Origin of the sequence: Streptomyces sp. NPDC050564 (assembly GCF_044457265.1) — a bacterium.
GTDB lineage: Bacteria > Actinomycetota > Actinomycetes > Streptomycetales > Streptomycetaceae > Streptomyces.
Genome location: NZ_JBITGS010000009.1, coordinates 178,818 through 205,194 on the forward strand (window position 1 = coordinate 178,818; position 26,377 = coordinate 205,194).

Annotated in this window: 32 protein-coding genes; 14 read left to right on the forward strand and 18 right to left on the reverse strand. The window is 70.2% G+C overall.

Annotation, left to right across the window (positions count from 1 at the left end; all coding sequences use genetic code 11):
• The first annotated feature begins 10 nt into the window (after positions 1-10).
• The 3 genes from ACIBK0_RS16670 to ACIBK0_RS16680 all read left to right on the forward strand — a co-directional run bounded on the left by ACIBK0_RS16670 (position 11) and on the right by ACIBK0_RS16680 (position 2,674).
• Complete coding sequence (locus ACIBK0_RS16670) at positions 11-784, forward strand: hypothetical protein (protein ID WP_399080200.1); 774 nt, start codon at positions 11-13, stop codon at positions 782-784.
• Positions 785-1,205: 421 nt separating this feature from the next.
• Entirely contained in the window at positions 1,206-2,345 is a 1,140-nt protein-coding gene (locus tag ACIBK0_RS16675; protein ID WP_399080202.1) for a hypothetical protein, read from the forward strand.
• A gap of 188 nt (positions 2,346-2,533) precedes the next feature.
• The gene (locus tag ACIBK0_RS16680) at positions 2,534-2,674 is read left to right on the forward strand and encodes a hypothetical protein (RefSeq protein ID WP_356050268.1); all 141 of its coding nucleotides are present in this window, start codon (positions 2,534-2,536) and stop codon (positions 2,672-2,674) included.
• A 49-nt stretch (positions 2,675-2,723) separates the two neighbouring features.
• On the opposite strand, the gene ACIBK0_RS16685 is transcribed toward ACIBK0_RS16680, so the two are convergent.
• From ACIBK0_RS16685 to ACIBK0_RS16770, 18 genes are all read right to left on the reverse strand, one after another.
• On the reverse strand, positions 2,724-3,140 hold the full coding sequence (locus ACIBK0_RS16685; RefSeq protein ID WP_399080205.1) for a GFA family protein: 417 nt from the start codon (positions 3,138-3,140) through the stop codon (positions 2,724-2,726).
• Between the two features lie 289 nt (positions 3,141-3,429).
• The gene (locus ACIBK0_RS16690) at positions 3,430-4,422 is read right to left on the reverse strand and encodes a collagen binding domain-containing protein (protein WP_399080207.1); all 993 of its coding nucleotides are present in this window, start codon (positions 4,420-4,422) and stop codon (positions 3,430-3,432) included.
• Positions 4,423-4,817: 395 nt separating this feature from the next.
• The gene (locus ACIBK0_RS16695; protein ID WP_383385075.1) at positions 4,818-5,306 is read right to left on the reverse strand and encodes a hypothetical protein; all 489 of its coding nucleotides are present in this window, start codon (positions 5,304-5,306) and stop codon (positions 4,818-4,820) included.
• Positions 5,307-5,335: 29 nt separating this feature from the next.
• Complete coding sequence (locus tag ACIBK0_RS16700; RefSeq protein WP_399080209.1) at positions 5,336-6,208, reverse strand: DUF317 domain-containing protein; 873 nt, start codon at positions 6,206-6,208, stop codon at positions 5,336-5,338.
• Positions 6,205-7,434: an ATP-grasp domain-containing protein gene (locus tag ACIBK0_RS16705; protein WP_399080211.1), complete on the reverse strand. Its 1,230-nt coding sequence runs from the start codon at positions 7,432-7,434 to the stop codon at positions 6,205-6,207. The genes ACIBK0_RS16700 and ACIBK0_RS16705 overlap by 4 nt, the downstream gene beginning before the upstream one ends.
• A 54-nt stretch (positions 7,435-7,488) precedes the next feature.
• Entirely contained in the window at positions 7,489-7,791 is a 303-nt protein-coding gene (locus tag ACIBK0_RS16710; protein WP_399080213.1) for a hypothetical protein, read from the reverse strand.
• A 32-nt stretch (positions 7,792-7,823) separates the two neighbouring features.
• Complete coding sequence (locus tag ACIBK0_RS16715; RefSeq protein WP_399080215.1) at positions 7,824-9,059, reverse strand: MFS transporter; 1,236 nt, start codon at positions 9,057-9,059, stop codon at positions 7,824-7,826.
• Positions 9,056-9,574 carry a regulator gene (locus tag ACIBK0_RS16720; protein WP_399080217.1) on the reverse strand — a complete coding sequence of 173 codons (519 nt, stop codon included), beginning with the start codon at positions 9,572-9,574 and terminating at the stop codon, positions 9,056-9,058. The genes ACIBK0_RS16715 and ACIBK0_RS16720 overlap by 4 nt, the downstream gene beginning before the upstream one ends.
• Positions 9,571-10,413, reverse strand: a complete 843-nt coding sequence (locus ACIBK0_RS16725; protein ID WP_399080219.1) for a winged helix-turn-helix transcriptional regulator — start codon at positions 10,411-10,413, stop codon at positions 9,571-9,573. The genes ACIBK0_RS16720 and ACIBK0_RS16725 overlap by 4 nt, the downstream gene beginning before the upstream one ends.
• A gap of 40 nt (positions 10,414-10,453) precedes the next feature.
• Entirely contained in the window at positions 10,454-10,867 is a 414-nt protein-coding gene (locus tag ACIBK0_RS16730) for a hypothetical protein (RefSeq protein WP_399080221.1), read from the reverse strand.
• 10 nt (positions 10,868-10,877) lie between these two features.
• Entirely contained in the window at positions 10,878-11,321 is a 444-nt protein-coding gene (locus ACIBK0_RS16735; protein WP_399080223.1) for a hypothetical protein, read from the reverse strand.
• Positions 11,318-11,797, reverse strand: coding sequence for a hypothetical protein (locus ACIBK0_RS16740; protein WP_399080225.1), 480 nt, complete (start codon positions 11,795-11,797; stop codon positions 11,318-11,320). The genes ACIBK0_RS16735 and ACIBK0_RS16740 overlap by 4 nt, the downstream gene beginning before the upstream one ends.
• A gap of 99 nt (positions 11,798-11,896) precedes the next feature.
• Positions 11,897-12,211 (reverse strand): SH3 domain-containing protein, encoded by a 315-nt coding sequence (locus tag ACIBK0_RS16745; RefSeq protein ID WP_356700794.1) that lies wholly within the window; start codon positions 12,209-12,211, stop codon positions 11,897-11,899.
• A gap of 181 nt (positions 12,212-12,392) precedes the next feature.
• Positions 12,393-13,142: a hypothetical protein gene (locus ACIBK0_RS16750; RefSeq protein WP_399080227.1), complete on the reverse strand. Its 750-nt coding sequence runs from the start codon at positions 13,140-13,142 to the stop codon at positions 12,393-12,395.
• Positions 13,143-13,159: 17 nt separating this feature from the next.
• A complete protein-coding gene (locus ACIBK0_RS16755) occupies positions 13,160-13,858 on the reverse strand; it encodes a hypothetical protein (RefSeq protein WP_399080230.1) in 699 nt (232 codons plus the stop codon).
• Positions 13,859-13,876: 18 nt separating this feature from the next.
• A complete protein-coding gene (locus ACIBK0_RS16760; protein ID WP_399080232.1) occupies positions 13,877-14,359 on the reverse strand; it encodes a hypothetical protein in 483 nt (160 codons plus the stop codon).
• Positions 14,356-14,904 (reverse strand): DUF4913 domain-containing protein, encoded by a 549-nt coding sequence (locus ACIBK0_RS16765; RefSeq protein WP_399080429.1) that lies wholly within the window; start codon positions 14,902-14,904, stop codon positions 14,356-14,358. The genes ACIBK0_RS16760 and ACIBK0_RS16765 overlap by 4 nt, the downstream gene beginning before the upstream one ends.
• Positions 14,905-15,143: 239 nt before the next feature.
• A complete protein-coding gene (locus ACIBK0_RS16770) occupies positions 15,144-15,899 on the reverse strand; it encodes a site-specific DNA-methyltransferase (RefSeq protein WP_356700410.1) in 756 nt (251 codons plus the stop codon).
• 513 nt (positions 15,900-16,412) lie between these two features.
• On the opposite strand from ACIBK0_RS16770, the gene ACIBK0_RS16775 reads away from it, so the two are divergent.
• The 11 genes from ACIBK0_RS16775 to ACIBK0_RS16825 all read left to right on the forward strand — a co-directional run bounded on the left by ACIBK0_RS16775 (position 16,413) and on the right by ACIBK0_RS16825 (position 26,342).
• Complete coding sequence (locus tag ACIBK0_RS16775; protein ID WP_399080234.1) at positions 16,413-17,546, forward strand: C40 family peptidase; 1,134 nt, start codon at positions 16,413-16,415, stop codon at positions 17,544-17,546.
• A 138-nt stretch (positions 17,547-17,684) separates the two neighbouring features.
• On the forward strand, positions 17,685-17,999 hold the full coding sequence (locus ACIBK0_RS16780) for a DUF6112 family protein (protein ID WP_011031268.1): 315 nt from the start codon (positions 17,685-17,687) through the stop codon (positions 17,997-17,999).
• A complete protein-coding gene (locus tag ACIBK0_RS16785) occupies positions 17,999-18,691 on the forward strand; it encodes a hypothetical protein (RefSeq protein WP_399080236.1) in 693 nt (230 codons plus the stop codon). The genes ACIBK0_RS16780 and ACIBK0_RS16785 overlap by 1 nt, the downstream gene beginning before the upstream one ends.
• Positions 18,692-18,727: 36 nt before the next feature.
• Positions 18,728-20,101 (forward strand): ATP-binding protein, encoded by a 1,374-nt coding sequence (locus ACIBK0_RS16790; RefSeq protein WP_399080238.1) that lies wholly within the window; start codon positions 18,728-18,730, stop codon positions 20,099-20,101.
• 81 nt (positions 20,102-20,182) lie between these two features.
• On the forward strand, positions 20,183-21,655 hold the full coding sequence (locus ACIBK0_RS16795; RefSeq protein WP_399080240.1) for an SCO6880 family protein: 1,473 nt from the start codon (positions 20,183-20,185) through the stop codon (positions 21,653-21,655).
• 94 nt (positions 21,656-21,749) lie between these two features.
• On the forward strand, positions 21,750-22,211 hold the full coding sequence (locus tag ACIBK0_RS16800) for a DUF6238 family protein (RefSeq protein ID WP_329159910.1): 462 nt from the start codon (positions 21,750-21,752) through the stop codon (positions 22,209-22,211).
• Positions 22,212-22,239: 28 nt separating this feature from the next.
• Positions 22,240-23,754, forward strand: coding sequence for a VirB4 family type IV secretion system protein (locus ACIBK0_RS16805; protein ID WP_399080242.1), 1,515 nt, complete (start codon positions 22,240-22,242; stop codon positions 23,752-23,754).
• 15 nt (positions 23,755-23,769) lie between these two features.
• Positions 23,770-24,339, forward strand: coding sequence for a hypothetical protein (locus ACIBK0_RS16810; RefSeq protein ID WP_356700423.1), 570 nt, complete (start codon positions 23,770-23,772; stop codon positions 24,337-24,339).
• 115 nt (positions 24,340-24,454) lie between these two features.
• The gene (locus ACIBK0_RS16815; protein WP_399080246.1) at positions 24,455-24,619 is read left to right on the forward strand and encodes a hypothetical protein; all 165 of its coding nucleotides are present in this window, start codon (positions 24,455-24,457) and stop codon (positions 24,617-24,619) included.
• Positions 24,609-25,538, forward strand: coding sequence for a hypothetical protein (locus tag ACIBK0_RS16820; protein ID WP_399080248.1), 930 nt, complete (start codon positions 24,609-24,611; stop codon positions 25,536-25,538). The genes ACIBK0_RS16815 and ACIBK0_RS16820 overlap by 11 nt, the downstream gene beginning before the upstream one ends.
• A 30-nt stretch (positions 25,539-25,568) precedes the next feature.
• The gene (locus tag ACIBK0_RS16825) at positions 25,569-26,342 is read left to right on the forward strand and encodes a hypothetical protein (protein WP_399080249.1); all 774 of its coding nucleotides are present in this window, start codon (positions 25,569-25,571) and stop codon (positions 26,340-26,342) included.
• Positions 26,343-26,377: the final 35 nt, after the last annotated feature.

Here is a 26,377-nt window from a genome sequence, read left to right on the forward strand (position 1 = left end):
CTATCTGCTGATGTCCTGCGTCTTCTGCGGTAGTTCTCCCGTTACCAGAGAGCATGTCTTCCCTCAGTGGCTGAACCAGTATCTTCCGCCAGGGCGACAGCAGACTGAACAGGCCCGCTATGGGGCGGGCGCCTACGAGGTCACCAGAGAGAGCTTGGGCCTGGACTTCACGGTCAAGAAGGTGTGTGCCCCGTGCAACAACGGCTGGATGTCGAAGCTTGAAACATCCTCCAAGGAAGCCCTCGAACCACTGATCACCCGGCAAAACCTTGATCTCATCTCCCTCCAGCAGCAACGCCAGATCGCGCTCTGGTCCACAAAGACAGCAATGATGGCCGACCAGGTTCAGCAGGAGCCCCTCCTGCCGTCCCATCAGCTCCGGAGAATGCGTACTCACCGAGCGATTCCTGGTGGAACGCGCGTCTGGCTGGGGTCTTGCCCCGAACGCAACCCCACCGTCACCAGTCACACCGTGAGGATCGACCTCACAGGTGTATCCACTGCTGGCAACCCCCAGCCGGTCGGGTTCTTCTGCCCCATGAAGATCGGGCATCTGTGCATCTACGTCTATTTCCCGGCCGTGGACGTCGTCATCCAGCACGCGCATGAGTTCCACCTCTCCGTCGCCCGGATATGGCCCCGTCGCTCCACCGACCTACCTTTCCCTCCACCCGTCCAGCCACGGAACGGGGAAGCCTTCGAGGCATTCGCTGACGCGCTTCGCGAGAGCCTCTACCTCTACACACCCGAGCAGGCGGCCGAGCACGGGCTCAAGGAGTCCTGAGATCGGGGCCAGGTCTGCAGATCACACCAACTGAAGTGCTCAACCGTCAACTGAAACGCTCGGTCACAGGAGATGTGACTGAGCGCCCAGGTTGGCCAGTCTGAGCACCACAGTTGGCCACACCTCGCGCCTCACTTCACTGCGCAGGGAGCGCAAGCCGGCACGAACTACCGGGACTGGAACCACCAGATCCCGCCAGTCACGGCAGCGCTGCCGACCGCGTACGCAGCACCTCGGATCATGGCGAACCCGGCAACCCGAAGCATGTGTCGAGGCCCCTTGCGGAATCGGCTTGTCATTTGATCTTCCCATCTGGCCTGGTTGCCGTGCGCACAACGCGCGGCACGCGTAGGCCCAGTAGGCCAACCCGTCCCACGGTGAGGGCCTCTGTGGATCGCGGGGTTCTAACTAGACTGGCCCCGTGGCGTGGAAAGAGCCCAGTGACGCCGAACGGCGACTGCGTGAGCGGCTTGCGGCGGACGGGCTATCAGTGAGCTGGGCGAAGATCCGCCGATGGCGGGAGTTCGGCGCGCTCCCCTGGAGGAAACAGCACGGCCTGGGGCGTGGGTCTGGGTCCACCTCGGAGCTCCTGCCGGAGACTTTCGTGGTCGCTGAGGCCCTGGCTTTGGCCACCATCAAGAAGAGACCCCTGGAGCAGGCGGTACTCCACGTGTTCACCACGCACCCTCGGTTCGATCAGGGCCTTGCGGCCACGTCGGTACCGCTGCCCGAACGTGCGGTTCGACGCGCTTTGGCCTGGTACATGGCCCGGGACGACTCTCATCCACTTGCCGCCATCGAGAAGGCCGCCCGGTCCGCAGGCAGCTGCCCCGACAAGGCCATGGACGCCGCCCTGGAGTCGGCTCACCGCTATTTCTCCAAGCTGTACCGGCAGGCGACACAAAGAAGGCACCCACCGGGAAGGACGGCGCCCAATAATCTTGCCGACGCCGACGGTCTCGCCACCTTCGCCGTGGCCACAGTGCTCGGCTTCGAGAACTACGGCGCCGACGCCATCGTGGAGGCAGTCAGCAAGTCACTGCCGGAACTCGCTGACGAGTACGGCAACCAGTTGTTCGCCCAATGGAGTATGGCCGTCCGAAAGGCAGAGGGCGTCAGCGAGAGACCATTTTCCCGCCGACCTCGCTGGCCCTCACTCGAAGACCGGGTCCAGAGGATGGAGCGGGTCGAGTATCCGGTGATCTGCACGGTCCGCGACGCGCTGGCCCTTCTCGTAGAAGCCTCCCCTGCGCTGGCCTTGGCCCGGCAAGCAGGGATCGACGATCCGGACGTACTGCACATTGAGGCAATTCGGGCATCAAACCGGCGCACGGACGAATACCTGAGGCGGGCTGAGGCCATCAGCCGCCGTCCCGGGGATCGGGCCTGGAAAGGCTTCACTGGCCTTCTCCTGGACGTGTGCACCTCGCCGCGACGGCTGAGCACGTTCCAGGAGGAGGTCACGGCTCTGGACCCCGCCTTGGACGACGTGCCGGGCCTTGGTCGTCGCATACTCGCGAGCTGTAACGCACCCACCGCCAGCTCGGACGGCGACGTATGAGGTCACCAAGCGCCACAAGACGCCGTTGGCCCGTTGAGCGTACGGATCTCCTCGACGTTGGGCCACGGGCCCGCAACCATTCCCCCGTCCCGGTCCTCCATATCGGGTCCCGGGCGGGCTACGTGGCACGAGGATGGGGGAACGCCGCGGGAGGCCGACGGGCAGCGAAGAGAATCAGCGAGTTTCTGATGGAGATGGTTAGGGAAGCCGTCGCCGAGCTGATCCTCACTCTGATCACCTGGGACACGCCGCAGGCCGACATGCTGGAGCAATGGAGTGTGGAGCTGCGCCGCGCGGTCCGAGCACAGGATCGCCCGAATTCGCCGTGAATGCCCGCGGGGGCGCGCCGATCTCGTAACCGGGGCTCAGCGCAGACCATCATGTCCGGCGCTGCGGGTCGGGCGCGAGCGTGATGGCCATCCAAGGTGCCGCCTCCTCGCGGTAGCTGTGTCCGACCGGGGCCAGTTCAGCGCTGCGGGAAAGACTGAAGATCGCGACCATGATCATGTCCGAGCCGTCCGCGACGGAGGTGAGCTGCGTGCGGCAGCGCTGGCAGGACCCTCGATGAAGCGTCGGCCAGGTGGAGAAGTACGTCGGCTCACCTACCGGGCCCGTCCACTTCAGAGCGTTCCTGTGGAATCCGACCCACGCCATCGCCGGCGCACCGGAGAGGCGCGTGCAGTGCTCGCACGAGCACAAGTGGGGGTCGTTCGGAATACCGGACACCTCGTACGCGTGGTCGCCACACTGGCAGTGCCCCGTCCATAGGTCGGGGACGACGATCGACTCGGCCATGGGTGGCTCCTCTGGTGCGAGAACTCTGTTTTCCCGCGGCAGCTTGCCGCACCTCTGCACGCTCGCGCTGGCGTTCGGTATTGCCCGACACCAAAGAGGCGGCAACTCCACCCCTGGCGGTGAACGCGCGTACGAGTCTTCACGGTTCGGCGATACGCAAGAGCCACGAATTGGCGGCGGGTGAATCGACCGCATCGCACACCGCCTCCGCTCGCATCGGATACGCATCCACGACAGAGCCCCCGGAATCGAATGATTCCGGGGGCTCTGCGTCATGCCGTGAGTAGGGTCAGCTCTCGCTGGAGCCGTCGTCGGTGGAGTTGTCCGTGCGTCGGCGGCGAGCCGCAATGAGGGCGCCTCCGCCAGCAGCGATCAGAACTCCGGCACTGCCGATCAGCCACGGGGCGGCGTCGGCGCCTGTGTGCGCGAGCGAGCCCGCAGGGGCGGGCGCCGCGGTGCTCGACGCGGTCTTGTCGGCGGTCGGGGTACCCGAGGCGGATGGCACCGAGACGTCCTCGTCCTTGCCGGGCTTGCTCGGGGAGGGCTTGTCACTCGGCCTGTCGGTCGGCTTCTGCGTGGGCGGCGGGGTGGTCGCGGTCTGGGCGTTGGTGACGGTCACGGTCACGGGGACGCCGGGACCCGCGCGGAACGTCTTGGACGGCTCGTAGAGGTCGTAGCCGGCGGGAGCCTTGATCTCCTTGACCCAGAACTGGGTCTTCCGGCTCGACACCGGCAGCTCTCCAGAGGCGGTGCCCTTGGAGCCGGTGGTCAGAGTGAGCAGCGTCGAGTCGCCGGTTCCGATGTTCACGGTCGCGCCCGGTAGGAGCTTGCCGGACTTGTCGTCCTTGGCCTGCAGGAGGACCTTGGCGGCCTTGAACGGGTCGGTGATCGACAGCCGTGTGGTCGCGCCCGGGGTGACGATGACGTCCTGGTCGGCGACGACCTCGTGGAGCGGGCTGCCGGAAGCCGTCTCCTTGAGCCGGTAGACACCCGGCTCAAGGCCGGGGAAGGTCAGCTTCCCCAGTGCGTCGGTCTTCCCGCGTCCGGCTTCCTGGCCGGTGGAGTCGAGCAGCAGGAACGTGGCGCCGGGGAGGACGTCCCCGGCCGTGTCCTTCGCGGTGATCTCGACGCTGCCCGCGTCCGGGGCTGGTGTCTCGGCGGGGGCGGCAGAGGCCGAGGGGGTTGGTTCGGAGGGCTGGGCGCTCGCGGCTGGCGCCCAGGTGAGGGTGGCGGTCACCGCGACAGCGACGGCGGCGGCGGATCGGACGAGACGTGCGTGCACGAAGAAGAGGACTCCTTGGTCAGTAGGGGGAAGGTCAGCGAGTGCGGCCAACGGCGTGCGTCGGTGGCGGCAGAGCGGGCGTCGGATAGCTGGGCGACTGCCTGGCCGCAGCTGGTGCGGCGACGAAGAGGTGACGGCGGGTGTGGAAGGGGACCTCTTTGACGCCCGGTGCAGGGGCTTGGTGGAGATCAGGCAGACCTTCCTCCCACCGGAGGGCCTGGGCAGCGTGCGCCACCGATATGGCCGGGACCGGCGAGGTGACCCGGGCGAACCCTCATGGTCTGGGCAGGGTCGAGGTCCTTGAAGGGGTCGGTGAGCGGTTCGGGCAACACGAGGCGAGGCTCCTGCCGGGAAGGCTGCGCGGAACTGAGCTGCGCGAGGATCGGTACGAGGACTCAGCGGGTGCGGGCCCCGGCGGGGGCGGCCGGCGGGACGGGAGTGCTGCGCGGTGTACGGCCAGCCGTACGCCTGGGCGCGGACGCGGCCCAGGCGCCGGGGAACCAGACGGCGGTGTACTGCTCGATGGCGTCGCGCAGCCCGGTGGTGACGGCCCCGTCCCACGGGGGTCGGCCGGGGCGGTGGTACTTGTCGAAGGTGCCGTACTGCTTGGTGTTTGGCCGGGTGTTGGTCGCTTCGTCGCGGCGGTGGAAGGTCCCGTGGTCCACGAAGCTGAGCGCCACCGCATCGATCTCGCCGCGGTCCGGGTGGACGACCGCCACACGCAGCCCGCCGTAGGTGTCCGCGTGGATGGTGCCGGCGAAATCGATCCGCAGCCGCAACGGTGCGCCGGGGACGGGGGCGGCGAAGTAGGTGTTGCCCACGACGGCGTGGTCGTGGAAGGGGAGGCACAGCTCGGCGAAGAACTCGGGGGCCTGCAGGGACAAGAGGGTCTCCGGTCGGGGTCGGGCTGGTCCTACCGGCGTGGGCCGGGCAGGGCCGGTCGGCTGGTGGTGCTCCAGCGCGGGACACTGGCCGCGGGGAGCGCGGCCGGGCGGCGGGACGCGACGGCCCGCTGCACGTCGAGCGGGGTGGGGGCCGGCGGTCCGGGCGGAAGGATCGGGGTGAGCTGGGCCATGCCCTTGATGTAGCTGAAGGTCTCCTCGCGCCACCGGGGCAGCGGAGCCGGGTCTGCGACGCACTCGGTGACGGCGGTGAGCAGGGCGACGGGGGTATCGGTACTGGCCGTGGCATACCAGACGGGCCGGTCGATGGACTTGCCCGCCCACAGCTGCCAGCGGGCGTCACGCGTCGTCAGTTCCGCTTCCGGATCGAGGTCGCCGGTGGTGAACTCCATGCCAGCGAGCCCGTCCGGGGCCTGGACCGCGAAGACGCCCCAGCGCGGGCGGTCGATCTCCCAACCCTGTTTCAGGAGCGGGACGACGGCGAGAAAGGGGTCGTGCTCGTCGATCCCGGAGACCGGCCGGGCGAGGTAGGAGTCCGGCCCCTGCTCGTACGCCGTGGCGAGGACGGTGGTGAACGCCTGGACGAACTCGGTGGGGACGCGGTCGTTGAAACAGACGCCCCACGCCGGCGGGCCGAACGAGTCCTTGTAGGCGTTGATGCGCCAGAGCCCGTCGTCTTCGCCTTCGGGCAGGTAGCCCAGGCGCACGCGCCGGTCGGGAGCGCTCAGGTACACGTTGGAGTCCTCGTCGTACCGGAGGTCCCAGCCGAGGGCGAGCAGCGGGGCGAGAGCGGGGTCACCGGTCCCGGTGGTGGACGCGAGATGGCGCGGTGAGACGTAGACGTCGCCGTCGATGTCGCGCAGCGGATCGGGCTGGTGGCTCATCGGTCCGCCCTCGTGGCGACGGTGATCTCGTCGGCGGCGGTGTCGAGGCGTTCGGTGACCTCGGCGGTGTTGCGGCCGGTGACGATGTAGAACCCGGCCCGGGCGGTGAACAGGTCGCCGTCGGGCGGCAGGAGAAGCTGCTCGCCGATCTCGCGGATCCATTGGATCTGCCGCAGCCAGGGGGTGTGGGCCGCGAACGGCTGGTTGATGTGCCGTGCGGTGAGGGTGCCGGAGGCGGCCGGGTAGAGCATGCGGATGCCCGCGGCCCCGCTGCGGGTGGGGGTAAGGTCCGGCGGCGTGCCGCAGGCGAGGTCGGCGGCGGCCTTGGGCAGGTCGATGCCGGTGGCGAGGCGGACGAGGTGGCCGATCATGTCGCCGCCGATCCTGGCGTTGACCTCGATCAGCCGGGGCCTGCCGTCCACGAGGCGCATCTCGACGTGCTGCACGCCGTCGGTGATCCCCAGGGCCTTGACCGCAGCAGCGGCTGCCGGGGCGACCTGGGCCAGGAGCGGGTCGGTGGCATCGACGGTGTGGCCGGTCTCGTCGAAGTACGGTGCGGGGCCCAGGTGCTTGCGGGTCACGGCGACCGCTGTGGTCGCACCGCGATGGGTGACGCACTCGACGGAGACTTCCGGCCCGTCGAGGTACTCCTCGACCAGGACGCCGGTGTCCTCGCGGCTGCGGCTCGCACCTGCGGAGGCGAACTCGAAGGCTCCGGGCAGTTCTTCGGGCTGGTCGACTCGGATCACGCCGATGCTGCCGGCGGACGCGGCGGGTTTGATGACGGCGGGGTAGCCCAGGGTCATCGTCGCAAGGCCGGCCTCCAGCAGGGTCCGCGCCTTCATCGAGGCGGCCGACGGCACTCCGTGGCGGGCGAAGAGGGTCCGGGCGGTGGCCTTGTTGCGGCAGGCCCGCATCACCTCGACGGACGTCGAGGACAGACCGAGCGCGCGAGAGAGGCGGGCTGTGGGGACGAGGTTCCACTCGTCCCAGGTGACCACGCCGGCGAGGTCGTGGCGCTCGGCCAGGGCCCGGCCGGCGGCGAGCAGTGCGGTGGGGTCGGTCAGGTCGACTACGGAGTGGTCGACGATGAACGGCTTCTCCCACGACGGCTCGGCGCCGGTGAGCAGGACGACGTCGTACGCGGCGGCCACTTGCTCAAGGAGGTAGCCGCGATAGGTCTCGTCGCCGGGAGAAACGACGAGCACGAGGGGACGTGCGGACAAGAAGGGGTTCTCCGTATCGGTGGACGGCAGGACGGGAGAAGAGAGAGGGGTGTCTCAGGCGGCACGGCGGCGGCGCAGCTCGAACACGCTGGCCCAGTGGGGGTGGTCGTCGATCAGGCGGCGGGCGTAGAGGGCGGTGAAGTTGTTGTTCAGCCCGGCGACGCCGTACGGGAGTTGGCGGCGCAGGTCTTCGAAGAGGTCCTTGAGGCTGACCCGTGTGGCGCCGGCGGCCAGGCGGCGGGCGGCCATGCGTTCCAGAGCGCGGTAGACGTGCGGGTTGTGCACGTCGAAGGCGTGGAACTGTTCGGTGATGGTGCGACCGCTCGCGCGGTTCGTCTTGAGGACGGCGGTGGGCATGAGGTTCTCCACAGGCTGGGGGCGCAGCAGGGTCAGGTGTGCAGGGCGGGATCGGTGCGCAGGCGGGCGAAGGCGCAGAACAGGCCGAGGGCCTGCAGGGCGGCGCACGCGGTGATGACGTGGCCCAGGGCGTCGGGCGGGGTGAGCGCGGTGAGCACGCCGGCGACGGGGAAGGGCAGCAGGAGGATGAGGATGGTCGCCGACAGGGTGCTGCCGAACTTCTCCGGGGGGATGAGGCGGGAGCGCAGGGTGCGCAGGACGACCGTCAGGCCGCCCTCGGCCGCCATGAGGACCGCGACAAGGACCAGGTAGGACAGGTAGTCGGGGGCCTGGGCTGCGGCGAGACAGGCGAGCGAGGCGAGGGCGGCGCAGGCGGCGCCGACCGGCCAAAGGCCCAGGCGGTCGATCGCGAACCGGCAGAGCGTGACGCTGAGGAGCGTCGCTCCGGCGGCTGCGGACCAGACCAGGCCGACGGCAGTGGTGGACTGCCCGAAGTGCTGGACGACCATCACGGGACCGGCCGCTTGGAGCAGCCCGATGGCCAGGTTGGACAGGGTCAGCCCGGTCACGAGCCAGCCGAGCGCGGGAAGAGAGCGGATGGTGCGCCACCCGGTGAGGAGTCCGGCGCTGGACCTCCCCTTCGGCGCGCGGGCCGGGGCGACGGGCGAGGGGGGTGTGCGCAGGGCGAGCAGCGCGGCGAGGAGCGAGAGCACGGTGATCACCGCGAGCATCGGCGGCGGCCCGGCGAGCAGGAGTACCCCGGCGAGCGCCGGGCCGGCCAGGGTCGCGGTCTGGTCGATGCCGAGCAGGACGGCCTGGACGCGGTGGGCCTGCGCGCCCGCTCGGCGGCCGGCGGCGGCGCCCGCGGTCTCGGCCGCGATGTAGCTGAACTCGGTGAGCACGCCGGTGGTCGCCGCGAGGACCATCACGGTCGCGGTCGCGACGGTGCCGGTCGGGTGGAGGTGGAGCAGGACTGCGCCGGTGGCGAGGGCCAGCGCGCGTCCCAGGGAGGCGAGGTGGAAGACGACGGCCGCCCCGCGCCGGTCGACGATCGATCCTGCCCACCCGAAGGCTGCCAGCCGCGGGATCCATTCCAGGGCGAACGCTGCGCCTGTCAGCGCGGCGGAGCGCGTGGTGGCCAGGACCAGCAGTGGGATGCCGTAGGTGGACATGGCGAACGCGAGGGCGTCCGCCGTGCGCGGCAGGTAGATGCTGCGCATCAGCCCGGCGGTGTGGCGTGCATGCCGGGGTGTAACTGCTGCGCTCACGCGACCGGCTCGGGCTCGGATACCCGGGTGACCTGGGGGTTGCCGGCCAGCCACTGGATCAGGAGAGCGCGGGGGCGGGCAAGGTCCGCCTCGGCCTCGTCACTGGGCCGTCGCGCGGCGGACGGCCGCGACAGGCCGTTGGCGGGCTCGGCCGCGAGCGAGGGCGCCAGGAGCTCGAGCACGTGGCGGATGCGACTGCTGAACTCGCAGACCGGTGCCGGGTAGGCGTGGCGTCGGGCCCAGCGCGCAGCCGCGTCGTACAGGTCGGCCAACTCCGCTCCACAAGCGGTGAGTTCCAGGCCGGCGCCGGGTGCGGTCCGGACGAGACCGTGGGCACGGGCCGCTTCGGCAGCGCGGCGCAGGTGATGCGAGGAGAGGCCGGGGAGGGTGGCGGCCAGTCGGCGTGGCGGTATCGCTCCGTTGTCGTCGATCTCGGTGACCAGTCGGATCAAGGAGCGCGACGCCAGCAGCTCGACCGCGTTGCGTACTTCGGCCGTGGTGAAGGGGGTGGTCATCGGCGCGGACCTCCCGCCTGGATGACCGCCTTCGGGCGGGTGGGCGTGGCGTGCGAGAAGAGATCGCGGTTGTGCCACGCCGGAGAGGGCTCACCCGTCCGGGCCTGCGGGAGGGCTGCGGGGGCCGGCCGGGACTGGCTGCTGACCCACGGCCGCGGCGCGGCCTTCGCCTGCGGGTGCCCCCAGACTGGGTGTTGGCCCGCCTGGTTGAGGGGCTGCCCGGCGGACCACGCGGACAGAGCGCCGAGAACGGGGCTCAGGCCGTCGCCCGCCGCGGAGAGCCGGTAGGGCCGGCCGATGCCCTCGGTGTCGACCAGGCCGTCGGCGACGAGCTGCCGCAGCGGCGGGTACACGTTGGTCCAGTCGCTGCTGGGCATCACGATCCGGGCCAGGGCCCGCCCGCTGACCTCGCCACGGGACTTGAGCACCCACAGGATGGCGGCGGCGTGCCGCCGGGTGAGCAGGGTGAGGCTGTCCTCGATCTGCTCGATCGCGGGCAGCGGTCGGTCCGCGGTCTCCAGATGCTCCTCGGCCCAGGTGACGATCATCGGCAGCACCGGCAGCAGGGCGACACCACGCTCGGTGTGCCCGTAGGTCACATGGCGTGCGGTGTGTTCGGTGCGCTCGACAAGGCCCGCGTCGCACAGCGCCTTGAGCTTGGGGTGGAGCTGGCCGTTCTGCAGCCAGGACACCTTGGCCGCCAGCTCGCTGTAACGCAGCGGCGGGCCGGAGAGTGCCAGCAGGATCCGGACGTTCCAGCGCGGGGTGATCATGGCGAGGGCCTCGCTGACCCGGGCGATGTCGGCGTCGGTGTCGGGAGGCAGAGCGGTGATGGCCAAGGGAGAAACTCCTGGGTGAGTAAGGGAAATCGCCTGCGGATCAGCGGCTGGGGGCCGTGCTCTGGGCCGGAAGGGGCGGAGCCGGAACGGGCGGCGAAGGTGCCGGCGGGGACGGCGCTGGGGCCGGGACGCGGGACAGGCTCTGCAGAACGGCGGCGACAGACTTGGCCTGGACGTCGCGGACTGCGACCGCCTCAGCGAGCCGGCGGGAGCCGTCGAGGAGATGGGAGACCTCGTGCCGGCCGATCTGCCGCTCGGGGTGGATGAGCCGGGCGAGGTGGTCGCGGTGGAAGTCGATCCTGCGCTCGGCGAGGGCGAGGTCGTCGTGCATGCCGAGCAGGGCGGAGAGCATGCCGGGCGGCTGGCCCTGGGCGTGGGCTTCGAGGTCGGCGAGCGGCGCGCCGTACAGGTCCTCGATCCGTCCGGCTATCTCGGTGGACGTCAGGTGGGACAAGCGGGGGCTTTCACGGTCGGCGGGCCCGGGCCGCCCCGGCACGTTGGGGTGCCGGGGCGGCGGACGGGGGCAGGGTTGCGGTGGCCCTGAGTTGTGCCATGCGGACAGGACGAGCCCGCTGGTCGAGCGGAGGCATGGTGCGCAGCAGCTCGCCGAGGGCGGCGCGGTAGCCGTCGCGGGCGTCCAACGCCGCCTCCAGCCACTGCGCATCGAAGCGGAGCTTGTCCGCCGACAGCTCGCCCATGTCGCGATCCGGGTCCATGTCCGCGTGCACGCGGTCGCGGACGCAGGTGACCTGCTCCTCGGTCAGAGCCAGGAATGAGCGCAGTTCCAGGGCACGGGCGAGGGCGGGAGAGGCATCGTGGCCGACAGCCGCCTCGTACAGCTCCGGGACCGGGTTCCCGAAGACCTTCTCCAAGTCGCCGTCCATGGTGCTGGCCTTGCCCCGGCTCAACGGACGGGCCTTGCCCGCCACGCCGATGCCGGCGCAGGTGTCCCCGGGGGTCGTTGGGGAGCGCTGGTCTGCACCGCCGCCCCGGTTCGGGGGCGAAGGCGGGCGAGCCGTTCGGCGGCGAGGTCCTTCTTGCCCGGAGCGTCCGGGTCGAGGAGCCACCGCACGACCATGGCCCGGCCGTCGCGTGCGGTGACGGCCGCGTTCACGCGGTGGGCGAGGCCCATCGTCGGGTCGTCGACCTCGCCGGGCTGGGTTTCCAGCGCGGCGAGGAGGTCGTCCTCCGCGCGGTCGAGCACGGACTGGGCCTGAACGAGAAGGCCGTGCCACTTGACGACGTCGGTGGCGTCAGGATTCGCGGTCGGCGCGACGCCGACCGCGGCCTTCAACTGGTCCATGTCCATGGCGAAGCGCGCTTCGATCCGTTCGGTGAGGACGCCCACGACATCCTCAGCGTCATCGGATATGCCGTCGGACAAAAGGGAGACTCCTGTTCTGGAAAGGCCGATGCCTGGGGGAATGTGAGGGGCGGCCGTACCCGGCAGCTCAGCCGCTTACGGGTATGTGCTGAATTCCTGTCAGTCCAGGCACATGCGGACGTCGCGGTAGACGTACGTGCCGGACACCCAGCCCTTGACTCCGGTCGTCTTGTCCGTGATGTAGAGCCAGTTGCCGCTCTTCTTGTGCACGGTGAACTTGTGGCTCTTGTAGAGCACGCCGAGCGCGGTGGACTTCGAGCTGGCCTTGGACCGGATGGTGACGGCCTTGGCGTGCACCGCGTACGGCAGCGGCGGCAGGTCGTAGCAGCCGCTCGCGGGGGCTGCGGTGACGGCGGCGGGGGCGGCACTGGCGGTGGTGGCGGACAGCACCGGCAGCGCGAGTGCGCCGAGCATCGCCGCGGATATGGCAATTCGGGTGGAGCGCATGCGGAAGAAACCTCCGTGAAGGCATAGGGATTGTGTGGAATGGCGCCGCGGGAGTTGTCCCGGCGGCTGTATAAGAGTCCGGAGAATCGCCGGTTTGGCTAACCGGCGATCGTCGGCTATGTTTCGCCGCGCCAGTCGGCTCTGGCGGTTAGCGCGAGCGGCCGGGCGGGCGGGGAGCAGGGGCCTTCGGCACACCGGTCGGGCGGCTGGCTGCGGCTGCCGGGCGTACCGGCGGGAGAGGACCGGCCTCGCCGGTGAGCCGGTCGTCGCACCACTGCAGGGCCTCGCCCACCGTGGCGAAGCCGCCCTCGCGCAGGGTGTGCGTCCAGGCGTCGGTGTCGACTTCCTCGACCACGACGCGGAACGGGGCGGGGGCTCGCTCGTCCAGGGCGCGCAGTGCCACGACGGTGACCATGTCGTCCGGATCGTCGGCGGTGTAGGAGTAGCCCATGGCGTAGTGGTCGCCGTCGCCCGCGAGGCGTCGCTCCAGCGCACGAGTCGCCTCGTCCGCCGGCGGTGGCCCCAGCTCGGGGTCGAGGCCGATGGCGTCGGGCGGGCAGCCGCGGTGGATGAGCCAGGACTGCGCCATCGCGGGCAGCGGCAGCAGCTCCTGCTCGAAGTCGAACGTTTCCTTCTCCCGGTCCCGCTTCAGGTGCACGGCGACGTATTGCGGCATGCCCGGGTGCCCGAAGGTGGCGGTGCGGTCGAAGAGGACGTAGTAGCTGTGCGCGCCGTTGGGGGTGTGGTGTTCGGCGAGGGGGACGAGCATGTCCTCGCGGACGGCGACCTGGCGATAGAAGTCGAGGTACTTCTCCTCGTCGGCATCGAAGTCGTCGAGCTCGAAGTCGACTTGAGGGATGGACTTCCGAGCCGGCGCCGGTTCAGTGGGAGACAACAAGGGCCTTTCGGTGAGGTTCAGCGCCGCTGTGCTGAGGTGGAAGGCGATGTGCCGGGTCGAGCCGGGAGCTTCGGCGCCTGGGGCGTGGGCGTCCGTCGGGCGGCAAACAGTGCGGCGCGTCCGGCGTCGGTGAGGGAGACCGGCTGGCCGGCGTGCACGGGGTGGCCGGTATCCCGGACGACCAGGCCCGCGCCCTCCAGCCGCTGCAGCTTGGCGTGAGGGATGCGGGTGCCGGAGGCGGCTGTGACCGACATCCGGCCAGTCAGCAGGTGCGCGTAGAGCTTGGCGCCGCCGGCGATGGCGAGCAGCGCCGCCTGGTCGTCCGTCGAGAGCGGCTTCGCGTCGGGCGCGGAGGCCGCCGCGGCGGCCTCGATGGGCTCCAGGGCGGCGAACACCTTCCGGGCAGCGGCGTCCCGTGCGTCGGTGGCCTCCTCCAGCTGGTCCACGGTGCGGTCGATACGCGTTAACAGGGCGTCATCGACGTCCAACTCGCCGCTGGAAAGGCGATTGAGGAGTCTGAGGTAGAAGGCGACGCCGGTCTGGGACTTGGCCAACTCGCGGTGTCGGTCGACCAGGTGGGCATGTGGCTCGTCGAGGACACCGCGGTCGCGGTAGGCCCACAGGGTGTCGATGTCGCGGCCGGTGACGGCTTCGATGCGATGGTCGAGCGGGGAGACCGCACGCCGGGCTGGTGTCGGCGCGGGTTCAGGGGGCATAGGCGACACTCCGTGCGTTCAGCGGGTGTGGTGCGCGGGGTTCTGTGCGGGACGGGGCAGGCCCGGCAGTGCGGTGGGCGGTGGACCGGGCCGGGGCGCGGGAGTGCGGGTGGTCAGCTGCGGGGAACGGGAGCGTGCTGCGTGGGTGCGTGCGCTCAGCGGCCGGCGGGTCATCCCCAGGCGGCGGCCAACCTCGTCGTAGACGTCGTTGCCCGCACGCGGCCGGACCGCGACGACGTGGATCTCCTTCTGGTGCGCGGACTCCGCGGGCGCCATTCGGACGCCGTAGACGACGCGCCAGTCCTTGCGCGAGTCCACGAACAGCTTGCGGTAGCCCTCCAGGTCACCGTCGAGGCGTAGCCCGAAGCGCTGCACGTTCACGACTTCCTGCAGGTAGGCGAGGGTGAGGTCGCGGATATCGCTGGGGGCCTGGAGGAGGTCGGTCAGCGCGCGGGGGTCGAAGCTCAGGCCGAAGGCGGGCTGTCCCCGTCGCGCGGTCATGACGTCGGCTCGTCCGGGTCCGCGGGCCCGGCTTCCGCCGTGGCCGCCGTCTCCGCTCGCACGGACGGCGGCGGGCCGGGCAGAAGGCGGTGCGCGGGCCGGTCGGGAGAGGTCATGCAGGCCGACAGCGGCCCGCCCGGTGCGCGGATCGCCGCAACGGCGTGGGTGAGGAAGTCCCGGTGCCACACGAACAGGCCGGAGAGTCCGGCTTCGGGGTCCTTGTGCTGCTGGTAGGCGAGCCACAGGGCGTGGAGCCAGGCCACGACATCGTCGTGCTCCTGCCACTGCAGGCACCAAGGCGCCGCGGTGGTGACTTCCGACCCGTACACCGGGAGGAAGAAGTCATCGACCCAGTCCGACAAAGCGTCGAGTTCGTCCTCCCTTTCCTCCCCGTCGAGTTCCAGGATCGGGCGGGGCTCCGGCGGAGCGGCGGCAGGCGGCCCGCCGAGCCCCGGCATGCCGAACGCGGCGAACGGCGATCCGTTCGGCTCCGGGGCGGACGCGAGGTGGTCGAGTTGCTGCGCCTGTTGCGCCGACTGCTCCATGAGCCGTCGAACGCTCGCCTCGATTCCCTCCAGCTGCGGATCGGGAATGCGTACCGGCTCCAACTTCCCATCGTCAGACGGTTCTATGGATTCGGGCATGAAAAAGTTGGGCCTCCTACGAGACGCGGAATGAGAGAGGGCGAAAGCGGCGATGCGCGGAGCGCCAGCGAGTTACAACTCCGCTTCGTCGGATTGCCGACTAGGGCGCCGGTCGCCTTGACGGGAAGCGCGCTCGCGGCTCAGACGGTGAGAATCACGTCGTCTTGCGTGAGGGTCGCGCGGATCGTTTCGGTGAGCCGGTCGGCCGCGATCGACGCGTAGTGCTCGGTCTTCTCCACGCCGATGAAGTCCCTGCCTTCCAGCAGAGCTGCCACCCCCGTGGAGCCGGAGCCGGCACAGAAGTCGAGCACCGTGCCGCCCTCGGGGCTGATCTTGACCAGCTCGCGCATCACCTCGACGGGCTTCTGCGTGATGTGCTGACGCTTCGCCCCCGAGGGCTGCGAGGCCGAGTACAAGCCGGGCAGATAGACCGGGTTCCGGGAGCCGTCGATCGCCCCCTTGCTGGCCCAGACAATGAATTCACAGTTCTGGGTGAACCGACCCTTCTGCGGCCTGGCCTGCGGCTTGTGCCAGGCCAGCACGCCGCGCCACAGCCATCCGGCCGCCTGGATCGCGTCCGTCGTGGTGGGCAGTTGGCGCCAGTCAGTGAACAGCAGCGCGGTCCCGCCGGTCTTCGTGAGACGGTGGGCTTCGGTCATGATCTGCGTCAGCCAGAACGAGTAGGACCTCTGGTCCATGTTCTCGCCGGTGAAGTCGGCGAGGTCGTTCTTGGAATCGGCAGAGGTGTACTTCTGCTTCGCGGAGCGGGTGGTGCGCTCCTTCGCGGTCCGACCGCCGGAGTTGTACGGCGGATCGGTAATGACAGAGTCGACGCAGCCGTCCGGAAGGCCGGCGAGAACACTGAGGGCGTCGCCCTGGTGCAGGGAGAAAGGCAAAGAGGAACCCCTAATCGGGTGCGGAGTCGCGGAAGGAACTACCCGTCTCGCACAGGAGTCCTCGCGGGCCGGAAGTGGGCATGCAGAAGCCCAGGGCCGCAGACCGAGGAGGGCGAGGGGAGTCCAAAAACTGTAGAGGCGAATCCGCCGACGACCAAGAAGTGCGTTGCTGAGGTGCCGGATTCCGGTACCTCACGCCCATTTTTTGGTCAACCGCCGATCCGCGCCTACTGTTTTTGAACCGCCCGGCGCACACCGCCACTGGCTGCCTTTCCGCCACATCTCACGGAGGTACCCCCTTGCCCCGGCACACCTAGCTCACGGCCCGGCCACGCGGAGCGAGCGGCAACTCGCCCGCGCCGGCCCGTCCCGATCGCCCACCCCGGCCGCCGCGCCCTTCCATCACGCCTCGCGCACGCGGCACGCCGGACACCGCACCCCGAAGGACACGCTCATGACATCCCGCTACCCACCCATGCCCGAAACCGCTGACCGGCGAGCGATCCGCTCCGGTTGAAGGCGCTCGCCGCCGGCATCGGCGTCGTCTTCCTTTCTCCGATCCTGATCGCCGGCACCGGCATGATGATGGCCTCCTCCGCCGACGCCGTGCAGAGCAGCGGCTCCTTCAGCAGCTGCCTGACCGACATCGACACGGACAAGGTCGCCGAGCAGGTCACCAAGATCCTCGACGGGGCGTCCGGCAAGAACGTCCACATCAAGGGCCTTGATCTGCCCGCCGAGCAGGTCCCCAACGCCCAGACGATCGTGGCCGCCGGCCTCTCGCTCGACGTCCCCAAGAAGGGACAGATCGTCGCGCTCGCCACGGCGATGCAGGAGAGCCGGCTGCGCAACCTCAACTACGGCGACAGGGATTCACTCGGCCTGTTCCAGCAGCGTCCCTCGCAGGGCTGGGGCAGCGCCCAGCAGATCCGCGACCCGGTCTACGCCTCCGAGCAGTTCTACAAGCACTTGCTCAAGGTGAGCGGCTGGCAGCAGATGACCGTCACCCAGGCCGCCCAAGCCGTGCAGAAGTCCGGCCTGCCGGACGCGTACGCGCAGTGGGAGAACCTGGCCACCGCACTGCAGGACGCCATCGCCAAGACCTTCCCGGGCGGCGGCAACGACGCGGACGGCAAGGACGCGGACCAGAGCAAGAAGCCGTCGACCGGTACGACCGGCTGCGCGCCGGGCCAGGACGGCTCCGGCTTCGGCCGCATCCCCGAGGGAAGCGTCCCGAAGGGCTACGCGATTCCCAAGGACGCCGATCCGAAGGCGCGCAAGGCCATCGAGTGGGCGATGCACCAGCTCGGCACGCTCTACCAGTGGGGCGGCTCCTGCACGAACTCGCACGGCCCCGACCCCATGGGTCGCTGCGACTGCAGCTCGCTGATGCAGCAGGCGTACGCGCATGTCGGCGTCACGCTCACCCGCACCACGTACACGCAGGTCAACGAGGGTAAGGCGGTATCGCCCGCCCAACTACAGCCCGGTGACCTGATCTTCAGCCGCGGCAGCGCCGCACGGCCTGAGCACGTCGGCATGTACATGGGCGAGGGCCTCGTCATCGAGGCGCCGCGCACCACCAAGCCAGTCCGGATCACCCCGATCAAGGACTGGACGATTCTCGCCGCCCGCCGCGTCCTCTGACGCCGCCTCCCGCCCGGCACCGCTCCAGGCGGGCCGCCGCCGCGGCCCCTTCCGCGCCCCGAGTGCACCTCCCCCTCCGCTTCCCCTTTCCCGCCGGCCCTCGCCTGGCCCGCGTATGCAAGGAGCCCCGCCACACCTATGTCTGTCCCTCTCGCAGACCGCGTCATCCAGCTCGCCTACGACCCAGGAATCTCGCCCAAGGGCGGTGGCCTGCCCGGCCTGAGCGTGCTGAAGAACGTCGTCAACAGCATCAACATGTTCGGGATCATCGCCGTCGTCGGCGCCCTCGCCGTCTCGCTCGGCGTATGGGCCTGGGGCCACCACACCGGTGGCCACCAGGCCGAGGCCAACGGAAAGAAGGGCGCGGTCGTAGCCGCAGGCGCCGCCCTCGGTCTGGGTGCCGCGAACGGCATCGTCGCGTTCTTCTCCGGCCTGGGGTCTCAGGTCCATTGATGCGGAACCGATTCCCCTCCTTTTCGCTGTCCTCGTACGGAACGGGCTGGTCGGCCAACCGGCGCATCGCGATCGTCGCCTCCGCCGTCGCCGTCCTGCTCGCCATCGCCGGGATCGTCGCTCTGCTGACCGGCGGCGGCAACGGCCACCAGGCCCCGGACACCGCCGCGCCCGCCCCGACTGGCAGCCCGTCCTCCTCCGAGGCCGCCCCCAAGCCTGCCTCCGGATCCGGTTCGGTGCCCAAACCCCCGCAGATCGCCGAACCGGTCGCCTACGCCAAGGCGGCGGCCCAGATGCTGTGGTTCTACGACACCCGCGACACGAACCGCGACCAGCAACTGGCTGGCATGCGTGCCTGGATGACCACCGAGACCAAGTACGCCGACTGGGCCTCGGTCTCCGGCCAGGTCCCCGATCCGCTGCTGTGGTCACGGATGGCCGACCAGGACCAGCACGCCACCGCCAGCGTCACCGAGGGCCACTACCCCTTCGCGTTCAAGGCGGCCCTGGCCGACGACCCGTCCGCGATCACCGAGGCGTACATCTATGTCGTCACCGTCAACGGCAAGCAGACGCTCAGCTGGAAGAAGGGCGGCGGCGGAACCGAGGAACGGGCCGTAACCCTCGCCGTGCAGTGCCGCCCGAACCACGACTGCACCCTGGCCGCCATCGCACCGAGCGTCACGCAGTGACCCGCGCCTGAGACAAGAAAGGAGGAGCAACTCCTCGTGGGTTTCTGTGATTTCCCCTTGGCAGACAAGCTGTGCGCCGTCGGCGACGCGGTGGATTTCGCCTCGGACCCCGGCAAGGCCATCGGTGACTGGATGGCGAAGTCCGCCGGTGAACTGGCAGCCGCCGCAGCCGATTTGGCGGCCGAGGCCGTCAACACCACCACGAAGGTGGACCTGAACGCCGGATGGTTCGTCGACAACTACGAGATGTTGCTGCCACTGGGCCTGGTCCTGCTGGTCGCGACGTTCTGCGCCCAGTTGGTTCGGGCAGCCATCCGGCGCGACGGACAAGCGCTGACACAGGCGTTCACCGGCACCATGAGCGGGGTCCTGTTCGCCTTCTGTGCCATCGCCTTCACCACGGTCGCCGTGGAAGTGGTCGACGCCGTCAGCGACGGCCTGTTCAAGACCGCACACCTGAACATCGAGTCGGCCGTGCGCCGCATCGTGAAGGTCAACCAGATCGGCGGCCTGTCCGGCTTGGGCTGGCTCGTGCCAGTCGTCGCCGGCCTCGGCGCAGCCATCGGTGCCTTCCTCTACTGGTGCGTGATGATGGTCCGCAAGGTCGGCATCCTCGTCATGGTCACGCTGGCCGTCTTCGCATCCGCCGGCGGCGGCTGGGAGGTCGCCCGGCGCTGGCGCAAGGGCTGGATCGAAGCCACCGCCACCCTCGTGGTCTCCAAGCTGCTGATGACCGTGATCTTCGTGCTCGGTATCGCCGCCATGGGCAAAACCGAGGCCAAGGACGGCATCGCCGCTCTGGCCGACGTCATGTCCGGCATCGTGATCATGGTCTTGGTATTGCTCTGCCCGTACGCCGTCTTCAAGTTCGTCCACTGGGCAGCCGACGGCACCGATGGCGAGTCCATCCACCGCGCCGGCGGCGCCGGAGCACAGATCGCCAAGGCGCATGCCGAGAAGGCCGCCCGCAAGGCCGCCGCAGCTGCAGCCACCGCCGGAACCGGTGGCGCTGCCGCCGGAGCAGGCGCCGCACCGCAGGGCCCCGACGCCAGCGGGGGCGGCTTCCCCGGCGACGTCGCCGCCAACCCGACCGGCGGCGGAGAGGGCAACGAAGGTTCGCAAAGCGGCGGAACGGGCGTCTCGCCCGGTGGCGATGCCGTCAAGTCCGGTCTGGAGAAGGCCGTCCAGCCCGCGCCGACGAGCGTGTCCGACGACACCAGCAGCCAGGTGGGCGGCAGCCCGGGGCCGGGAGGATCCGGCGCGAATGCCGCATCCGGCCAGGGCGGCGGATGGCAGTCCGCTCCGCCGACCACGACTCCGCCGCCGCAGGGCGCACCCCCGTCCTCCGGCTCACAGAACGCCACGTCAAGCGGGTCGGCCTCACCGCCGCCGCCTCCGACCAGCCTCTGATCCCCTGCCCGCCTACCGGGGGCGGGACGTGCACGCCACATCCCGCCCCCGGGTTCCACCCGCGCCTCCAGGACCCGCCCCTTGACTGATCTCTCCGTCGCCCCGGTCACGGTGAAGTTCCCGCACCGGTCCCGCCGCGGCATCCTCCTCGGCCTCTCCCTACCCCAACTCATCCTTGTTTCCTGCACGTTGGCGGTGCTTCTGATGACGGTGGTCTCCACCGGACTGCTCGGCGCCGTCGCCCTGGCGCCGCTGTGGGCAGCTTCCGGTGCCCTCGTCGCGATCCGCCGACACGGCCGCTCCCTCATCGACTGGGCACCGATCGTCACCCGCTACGCACACCGCCGCCGTACAGGCCAGACCCTCTGGCTCGCCCGGCCCGTCACCCGGCCCCGGCAGGACGGCGTCCTCCACCTGCCCGGCACCACCGCCTCCCTCAAGGTGGTCACCCCCGGCGACTCCGCCAACCAGGCTGCGGCCGTCCACGACCCGCACCAGCAGACCCTGACCGCCATCGCCCGCGTCAGCAGCCGCGCCTTCGCCCTCCTCGACCCCGCCACCCAGAACCACAACGTGAGCAGTTGGGGACGCGCGCTCGCAGGCATCGCCCGTACCGGTCATATGGCCACCGTGCAGGTGCTGGAGCGCACCGTCCCCGACAGCGGCGACACCCTCACCCGCCACTGGACCCAGAACGGGCAGCCCCAGACCCCCGTCGCCGGACAGATCTACTCCGAACTGGTCTCCTCGGCCGGCCCCGCCGCAGCCCCGCACGAGACCTACCTCGCCATCTCCCTCGACCTCAAAGCCGCCCGGCGCCTGATCAGCCAGGCCGGCGGAGGCTTGCCCGGGGCGTTCACCGTCATGGAGCAGACCACCGCCTCCATCGCCCAGGCCGCCCGCAACGCCGGACTCCAGGTCACCGGGTGGCTGACCTCGCGGGAGATCGCCGCTGTCATCCGCACCGCCTACGACCCCAAGGCCCTCGCGGCCCTCCAGCAGTGGTCCGAGACCGGCCGCGCCGAGGCCGACCCCACAGCCGCCGGGCCCGTCGTCCAGTTCGAGGAGTACGACCGCCTCGCCACCGACAGCGCACGGCACGCGACGTACTGGGTGGAGAACTGGCCGCGCACCGAAATGGGAGCCGGGTTCCTGCACGGGATCATGTTCACGGCGGGAGTGCGGCGCAGCCTCTCCCTTATATACGTGCCGCAGGGGCTCGAGTCCGCGCTGCGGGACGTCCAGAGGAAGAAGGCGGCGATCATCGCCGACGCCAACGAACGGGCCCGCCGGGGGCAGGTCGACAGCGAGGAAGACTCCGTCGAGTACGCCGACGTCAAGCAGCGTGAGCGCCAGCTCATCGCCGGGCACGCGGACGTGGCCCTCACCGGCCTGGTCACCGTCACCGCCGAGACCGACGCCCTCCTGGACGCCGCCTGCGCACAGATCGAGACCCACGCCGTCACTTCCGGCGTCGATCTCCGACGGCTCAACTACCAGCAGCCAGACGCCTTCGCCCTCACCGCGCTCCCGCTCGCCCGGACCGCCCTGTGAGCCGGGCCCGTCCCCGCCGGTCAGCACCGTGGCGCCCGCTGCTCTTCGACCATCCGTCACCACCCCTGCCTCCCGGCAGGAAGGACCACCACCTTTGACCTCTCCCACGCGTCCGGACGACGGGCACCCCTACCTCCGCGCCGCGAGCGCCGGAGTCCGCCACCACACCCGGGCCCTATCGCCGTCGGCCGCGAACCCGCCCCGGCCGGCGGACCGGCTGCACCTTGACGTGCTGCACGCCCACCTCACCGCCCTGCACCAGCTCTTGGACCGGCTCGCCGAAAGCACTCGGCCTCCGCACCCCGCCGCCGGCCGCCACCTCGCCACCGCGCACACCCGCCTCTGGCAGGCCACCAGCGAGGTCCACTCCGCCTTCCACCTGCTACCCAACAACACAGCAGCAGAAGCCGAGTCGAGCGCATGCCATCCAGAGCGGCTGCCCGAGGGACCGCCCGTGCTCACGATCTGTCAGCGCCACCTCGCCGCCGGACACGTCATCCGCCGCAAGACCACCCCCACCGACCTCCGCCCGCACACCACGGCCTGCGTGCGATGAGCACCACCCGCAGAAACGAGGGCCACCGATGAGCCACCGGCCCGCCCGTCGCGCACGCCGCGCGTCCGCCAGCCCGCTCTTCACCCCTCACGGCACCGACCGCGCCAGCCGCAAGGCCGCCCGTCGCCAGCTCGCCGAGGCCACCGCAAAAGCCCGCACGGAAGCCAGCGCCCACCAGCCCGAGAGCACATCCGCCGAGCACGAGATGCCCACCGCGCTCTACCCACCGAGCGGACGTCCCGGACCCGCCTCCGCGCGTAACAACCGGCTGAAGCTGCCCGCCCACCGCATGACGACGGCCGTCGCCGCCGGCGCATACCCCTTCCTGGCCGAAGGCGGACTCGGCGCCGAGGGCATCTACATCGGGCGCGACGTCCACGCGGAAGCGTCCTTCGTCTTCGATCCGTTCGCCCTGTACGGCAAGGTCGAGGGATTCACCAACCCGAACCTCTTGCTCGCCGGGGTGATCGGCCAGGGCAAGAGCGCGCTCGCCAAGAGCTTCGCGCTGCGTTCGGTGGCCTTCGGATACCGCGTCTACGTGCCGTGTGACCCGAAGGGCGAGTGGACGCCGGTGGCGGAAGCCCTCGGCGGCCGGTCCGTCGCTCTCGGCCCCGGACTGCCCGGACGGCTGAACCCCCTGGACGCGGCCCCGCGTCCGGAGGGCGTCTCCGAGGCCGACTGGGTCGGCGAGATCCGCAAACGGCGCCTGCTCCTGCTCGGCTCCCTGGCCCGGACAGTCCTGGGCCGGGACCTGATGCCCATGGAGCACACCGCCCTGGACGTCGCCCTGGACGCCGTCGTCACCCGCGCCGTCGACACCGGCCGCACCCCGCTGCTCGGCGATGTCGCCGCCACCCTCAACAGCCCGAGTGCGCTCGACGAGGCCGCCGGGATGATGTCGGGCCAGCTCGGCGACGCCGCACGCGACCTGGCCCACGCGATGCGCCGCCTCGTCCACGGTGACCTGGCCGGCATGTTCGACGCCCCCTCCACCGTCGCCTTCGACCCGACCGCGCCGATGCTCACCATCGACCTCTCCCGGCTCGGCGGCTCCGGCGACGACACCGCCCTCGTCCTGGCGATGACCTGCGCCTCTGCCTGGATGGAATCCGCCCTCTCCGATCCGTCCGGCGGCCGGCGCTGGATCGTGTACGACGAGGCGTGGCGGTTGATGCGGCACGTCGGCCTACTGCAGCGCATGCAAGCCCAGTGGAAGCTCTCCCGCGGTCTCGGCATCGCCAACCTGATGGTGATCCACCGGCTCAGCGACTTGCTCACCGCCGGCGACGCCGGATCACAGGGCCGCGCTCTGGCCGAGGGCCTCCTCGCCGACTGCAGCACCCGAATCATCTATCGCCAGGAGACCGACCAACTCCAAGCCGCGGCCTCCCTGCTCGGCCTGACCTCCGTGGAGATGGACGCCATCGCGCACCTCAACCGAGGGCGTGGCCTGTGGAAAGTCGCCGGACGATCTTTCATCGTGCAGCACCTCCTGCACAGCCACGAACTGGCGCTCTTCGACACCGACGCCCGCATGCACTGAAAAAGCAAGAGGCCCGTGAAACCCGACATCCAACGCGAACTGATACCGCGCGACGACACTGTCCACCTTATCGGCGCGCTCAACGCGACGAAGGACAAACTACTCGATGCCGCCCAGCAGTGGGAGCTGCTGGACGAGAGCGGGCACGTCCCGGCCGCCCCCTCCTACACCGCGCTGCTCCAGCATGCCGCCGACGCGCAGGACCTCTCCCGCGACGTCCTCCGGCTGACTGCTGACTTCGCCCGGAGCCCGCACAGCACGACCCGCGCCGGCAGTGCCGTCCTCGCCCATCTCGCCACGGCGGCCACCATGTCGAGCCACGCAGCACCGCACTTCACCGAGACCGCGGAGGGCGCCCTGTCCCTGCCACGGTCCTCCAACCCGACCGACCGGCACTACCTCAAGAACCGCATGGTCATCGATCACGCCTCGGCGCGAGCGTTCCTGCGGCGCACGTCGGAATCTCTCCGCGACGCGGCCAAGGAACTCGACGACCACCTCGGCTTCCACCGATTCCTCTCGACGCTCACCCCTCGGGAAAGCCCTGCGCTTCCACCTCCCAGGCCGAGCGGTCGCCACCGCTAGCCCGCCTCGAAGAACCGGCATCACCACCTCAAGGAGTCCCCTGAACCGCCCCGCTCATTTCAGCGACGCCGACTGGGCCGAGTACCAGCAGTGCCAGGCCGAGCACGATGACCTCATGGCGCAGGTCGCCGAACGCGAAGCCCAGATGGAACACGACCTGATCGCCTCCTACGACGAGTACGAATTCGACTTCAGCCCGGCCCCGGAGCCCAGCCCCGCCCACCGGACACCACCGCCGCACCGCACGCCCGTCTCCCACAGGAGGAGCCGTGGGCGCTGACGACGAAAACACCCGTGCCGGCGACCGCACGGGCCCGCTCGCGCCGCTTCCCGACCATCGCAATGTGGCCACCTCGTGGTGGCAGGAGCTGTGGCGCCGCCACGCGCACATCACCACGCTACTGCGGCAGCGTGGGCTGGAGTGCGACATCGAGTTCGGCCTCAGCGCGTACATCGTGCGCGTATCGCTCCCCGACGACAGCTACTTGATCATCAGTCCGCCGCAGGAGCCCCCCTCCGACCGTCCACTGGGACATCCGGACGGCTGGATCGCGACCCGTGAACACCCAGACGACCAGGCGCTGTTCGAGGTCGTCTACGACTCGGCTCCAGCCGCCGACCCTGGCGCCCTCCAACGGCCCGAGGCTCGCCACGGCGGCAACGTCCAGACCCTGATCGAGACGATCGACCATCGCCTTGCCCAGCTCGGGCTGCTGCCGAATCCCGTCGCATCGGCCGGAGACCGGAGCGCGCTCCCAGCTACGCCGACGCTCCACGCGCCCGAAGTCCCGGACGTCCCCGACTCTGCCGGCCGCGCCTCCGTCTACGTCTACGGCGACGCGCTCCGCGCTCTGACTGACCGGCTCAACGGAGCCGAGTCGCATGCGGCGGCCGCCGCCTTCCTGCACCAGATCCTGGAGCCCAGCGACGGCCTGCTGGCACAGCTCGGGGAGTTCTTCGAAGCGGCCGGGGAGAAGGCCAAGGAAGCCGAGGAGGACGACGGCTTCGACTTGTCCTACGACCTCGCCGACGCCGCCGCCGAGATCCGCAACCTCGGCGAGGTGCTGCACGTGGCAGAGGACCGGATGCGGGCACTGACCCCGCTCATGCCAGCCCCGCGGCTCACGTCCACCCCCGGGCGTCCGCCGTCCCTTCCCCCGCGAGCCCTCCCGGCGGCACAGCCGCGGCCCACGCGCTGACGCCGGACCACCGCCTCCTTCCAGGAACACATGACCTCACCCCGCACCGACCTGTCCGCCTTCGCTACCGGTCTGGCCGCCCGTCTGCCCGGCACCTGGACCAGCGAGTACCAGCGCCACGCGCAGTACGCGGACCAGTTCCCCCGCACCGACAAACTCTGGGACACCGGCCACGTCGACTACATCGTCAGCCAGTACGTCCTCACCCACGACGCCGTGCTCCACGGGCCCGCCGACCAGCGGCTGTACGTCACCGACCGGCCCCGCTACCCGCACCAGTTCGTCGTCGCCCCGCTCGCCCCCAACGGCCCGCACATCAAGCCCCACCACTTCGCCGCAGTCGAGGAACCCAACGGCATCGCCGTTCCCAAGGACCCCGCGCGGGCGGCGGCACAAGTCACCCGACGGGTGCTGCCCCACTACGAACAGGCCCTGCAAGAGGTCCTCGACAACGCGGCGGCCCAGCCCGACCCCCCGCACCGGCCCGGCCCGCCACAGGTCGACCAGGTCCTCACCCTGACCCTGTACAGCGACGGAGCCCTCGGCGCGCCGTACGAGAGCGTGCCGGTCGATGCCCGCATGACGCTGTACGCCCACGGATTCCAGTACCACCCGCACCAAGCAGCGTTCCTCCTGCCCACCGCCTACGGGGACAGCGGTCGCGCCCTGCGCGTCCACAGCGTGGTTCAACAGCTCACAGCCAAGGGCATCGGCGTGAACCTGCGCCACTCGGCGCCCACCACCAGCGCCGCCCTTCCGCCAGCGTCACCGAAGGCCACACCCTCGGCCGGCCGTACGCGCTGACCCACTCCCCGCCTGCAGATCCTTGGAGCCTCCAT

Excerpts from the sequence above, each read along its gene's own strand:
- ACIBK0_RS16720 (WP_399080217.1), bottom strand. The coding sequence starts at position 9,574 with ATGACCACCCCCTTCACCACGGCCGAAGTACGCAACGCGGTCGAGCTG.
- ACIBK0_RS16680 (WP_356050268.1), top strand. The coding sequence starts at position 2,534 with ATGGAGATGGTTAGGGAAGCCGTCGCCGAGCTGATCCTCACTCTGATC.
- ACIBK0_RS16755 (WP_399080230.1), bottom strand. The coding sequence starts at position 13,858 with ATGCCCCCTGAACCCGCGCCGACACCAGCCCGGCGTGCGGTCTCCCCG.
- ACIBK0_RS16785 (WP_399080236.1), top strand. The coding sequence starts at position 17,999 with ATGCGGAACCGATTCCCCTCCTTTTCGCTGTCCTCGTACGGAACGGGC.
- ACIBK0_RS16745 (WP_356700794.1), bottom strand. The coding sequence starts at position 12,211 with ATGCTCGGCGCACTCGCGCTGCCGGTGCTGTCCGCCACCACCGCCAGT.
- ACIBK0_RS16825 (WP_399080249.1), top strand. The coding sequence starts at position 25,569 with ATGACCTCACCCCGCACCGACCTGTCCGCCTTCGCTACCGGTCTGGCC.
- ACIBK0_RS16805 (WP_399080242.1), top strand. The coding sequence starts at position 22,240 with ATGAGCCACCGGCCCGCCCGTCGCGCACGCCGCGCGTCCGCCAGCCCG.
- ACIBK0_RS16780 (WP_011031268.1), top strand. The coding sequence starts at position 17,685 with ATGTCTGTCCCTCTCGCAGACCGCGTCATCCAGCTCGCCTACGACCCA.
- ACIBK0_RS16760 (WP_399080232.1), bottom strand. The coding sequence starts at position 14,359 with ATGACCGCGCGACGGGGACAGCCCGCCTTCGGCCTGAGCTTCGACCCC.
- ACIBK0_RS16685 (WP_399080205.1), bottom strand. The coding sequence starts at position 3,140 with ATGGCCGAGTCGATCGTCGTCCCCGACCTATGGACGGGGCACTGCCAG.
- ACIBK0_RS16710 (WP_399080213.1), bottom strand. The coding sequence starts at position 7,791 with ATGCCCACCGCCGTCCTCAAGACGAACCGCGCGAGCGGTCGCACCATC.
- ACIBK0_RS16670 (WP_399080200.1), top strand. The coding sequence starts at position 11 with ATGTCCTGCGTCTTCTGCGGTAGTTCTCCCGTTACCAGAGAGCATGTC.
- ACIBK0_RS16700 (WP_399080209.1), bottom strand. The coding sequence starts at position 6,208 with ATGAGCCACCAGCCCGATCCGCTGCGCGACATCGACGGCGACGTCTAC.
- ACIBK0_RS16765 (WP_399080429.1), bottom strand. The coding sequence starts at position 14,904 with ATGGAGCAGTCGGCGCAACAGGCGCAGCAACTCGACCACCTCGCGTCC.
- ACIBK0_RS16815 (WP_399080246.1), top strand. The coding sequence starts at position 24,455 with ATGGCGCAGGTCGCCGAACGCGAAGCCCAGATGGAACACGACCTGATC.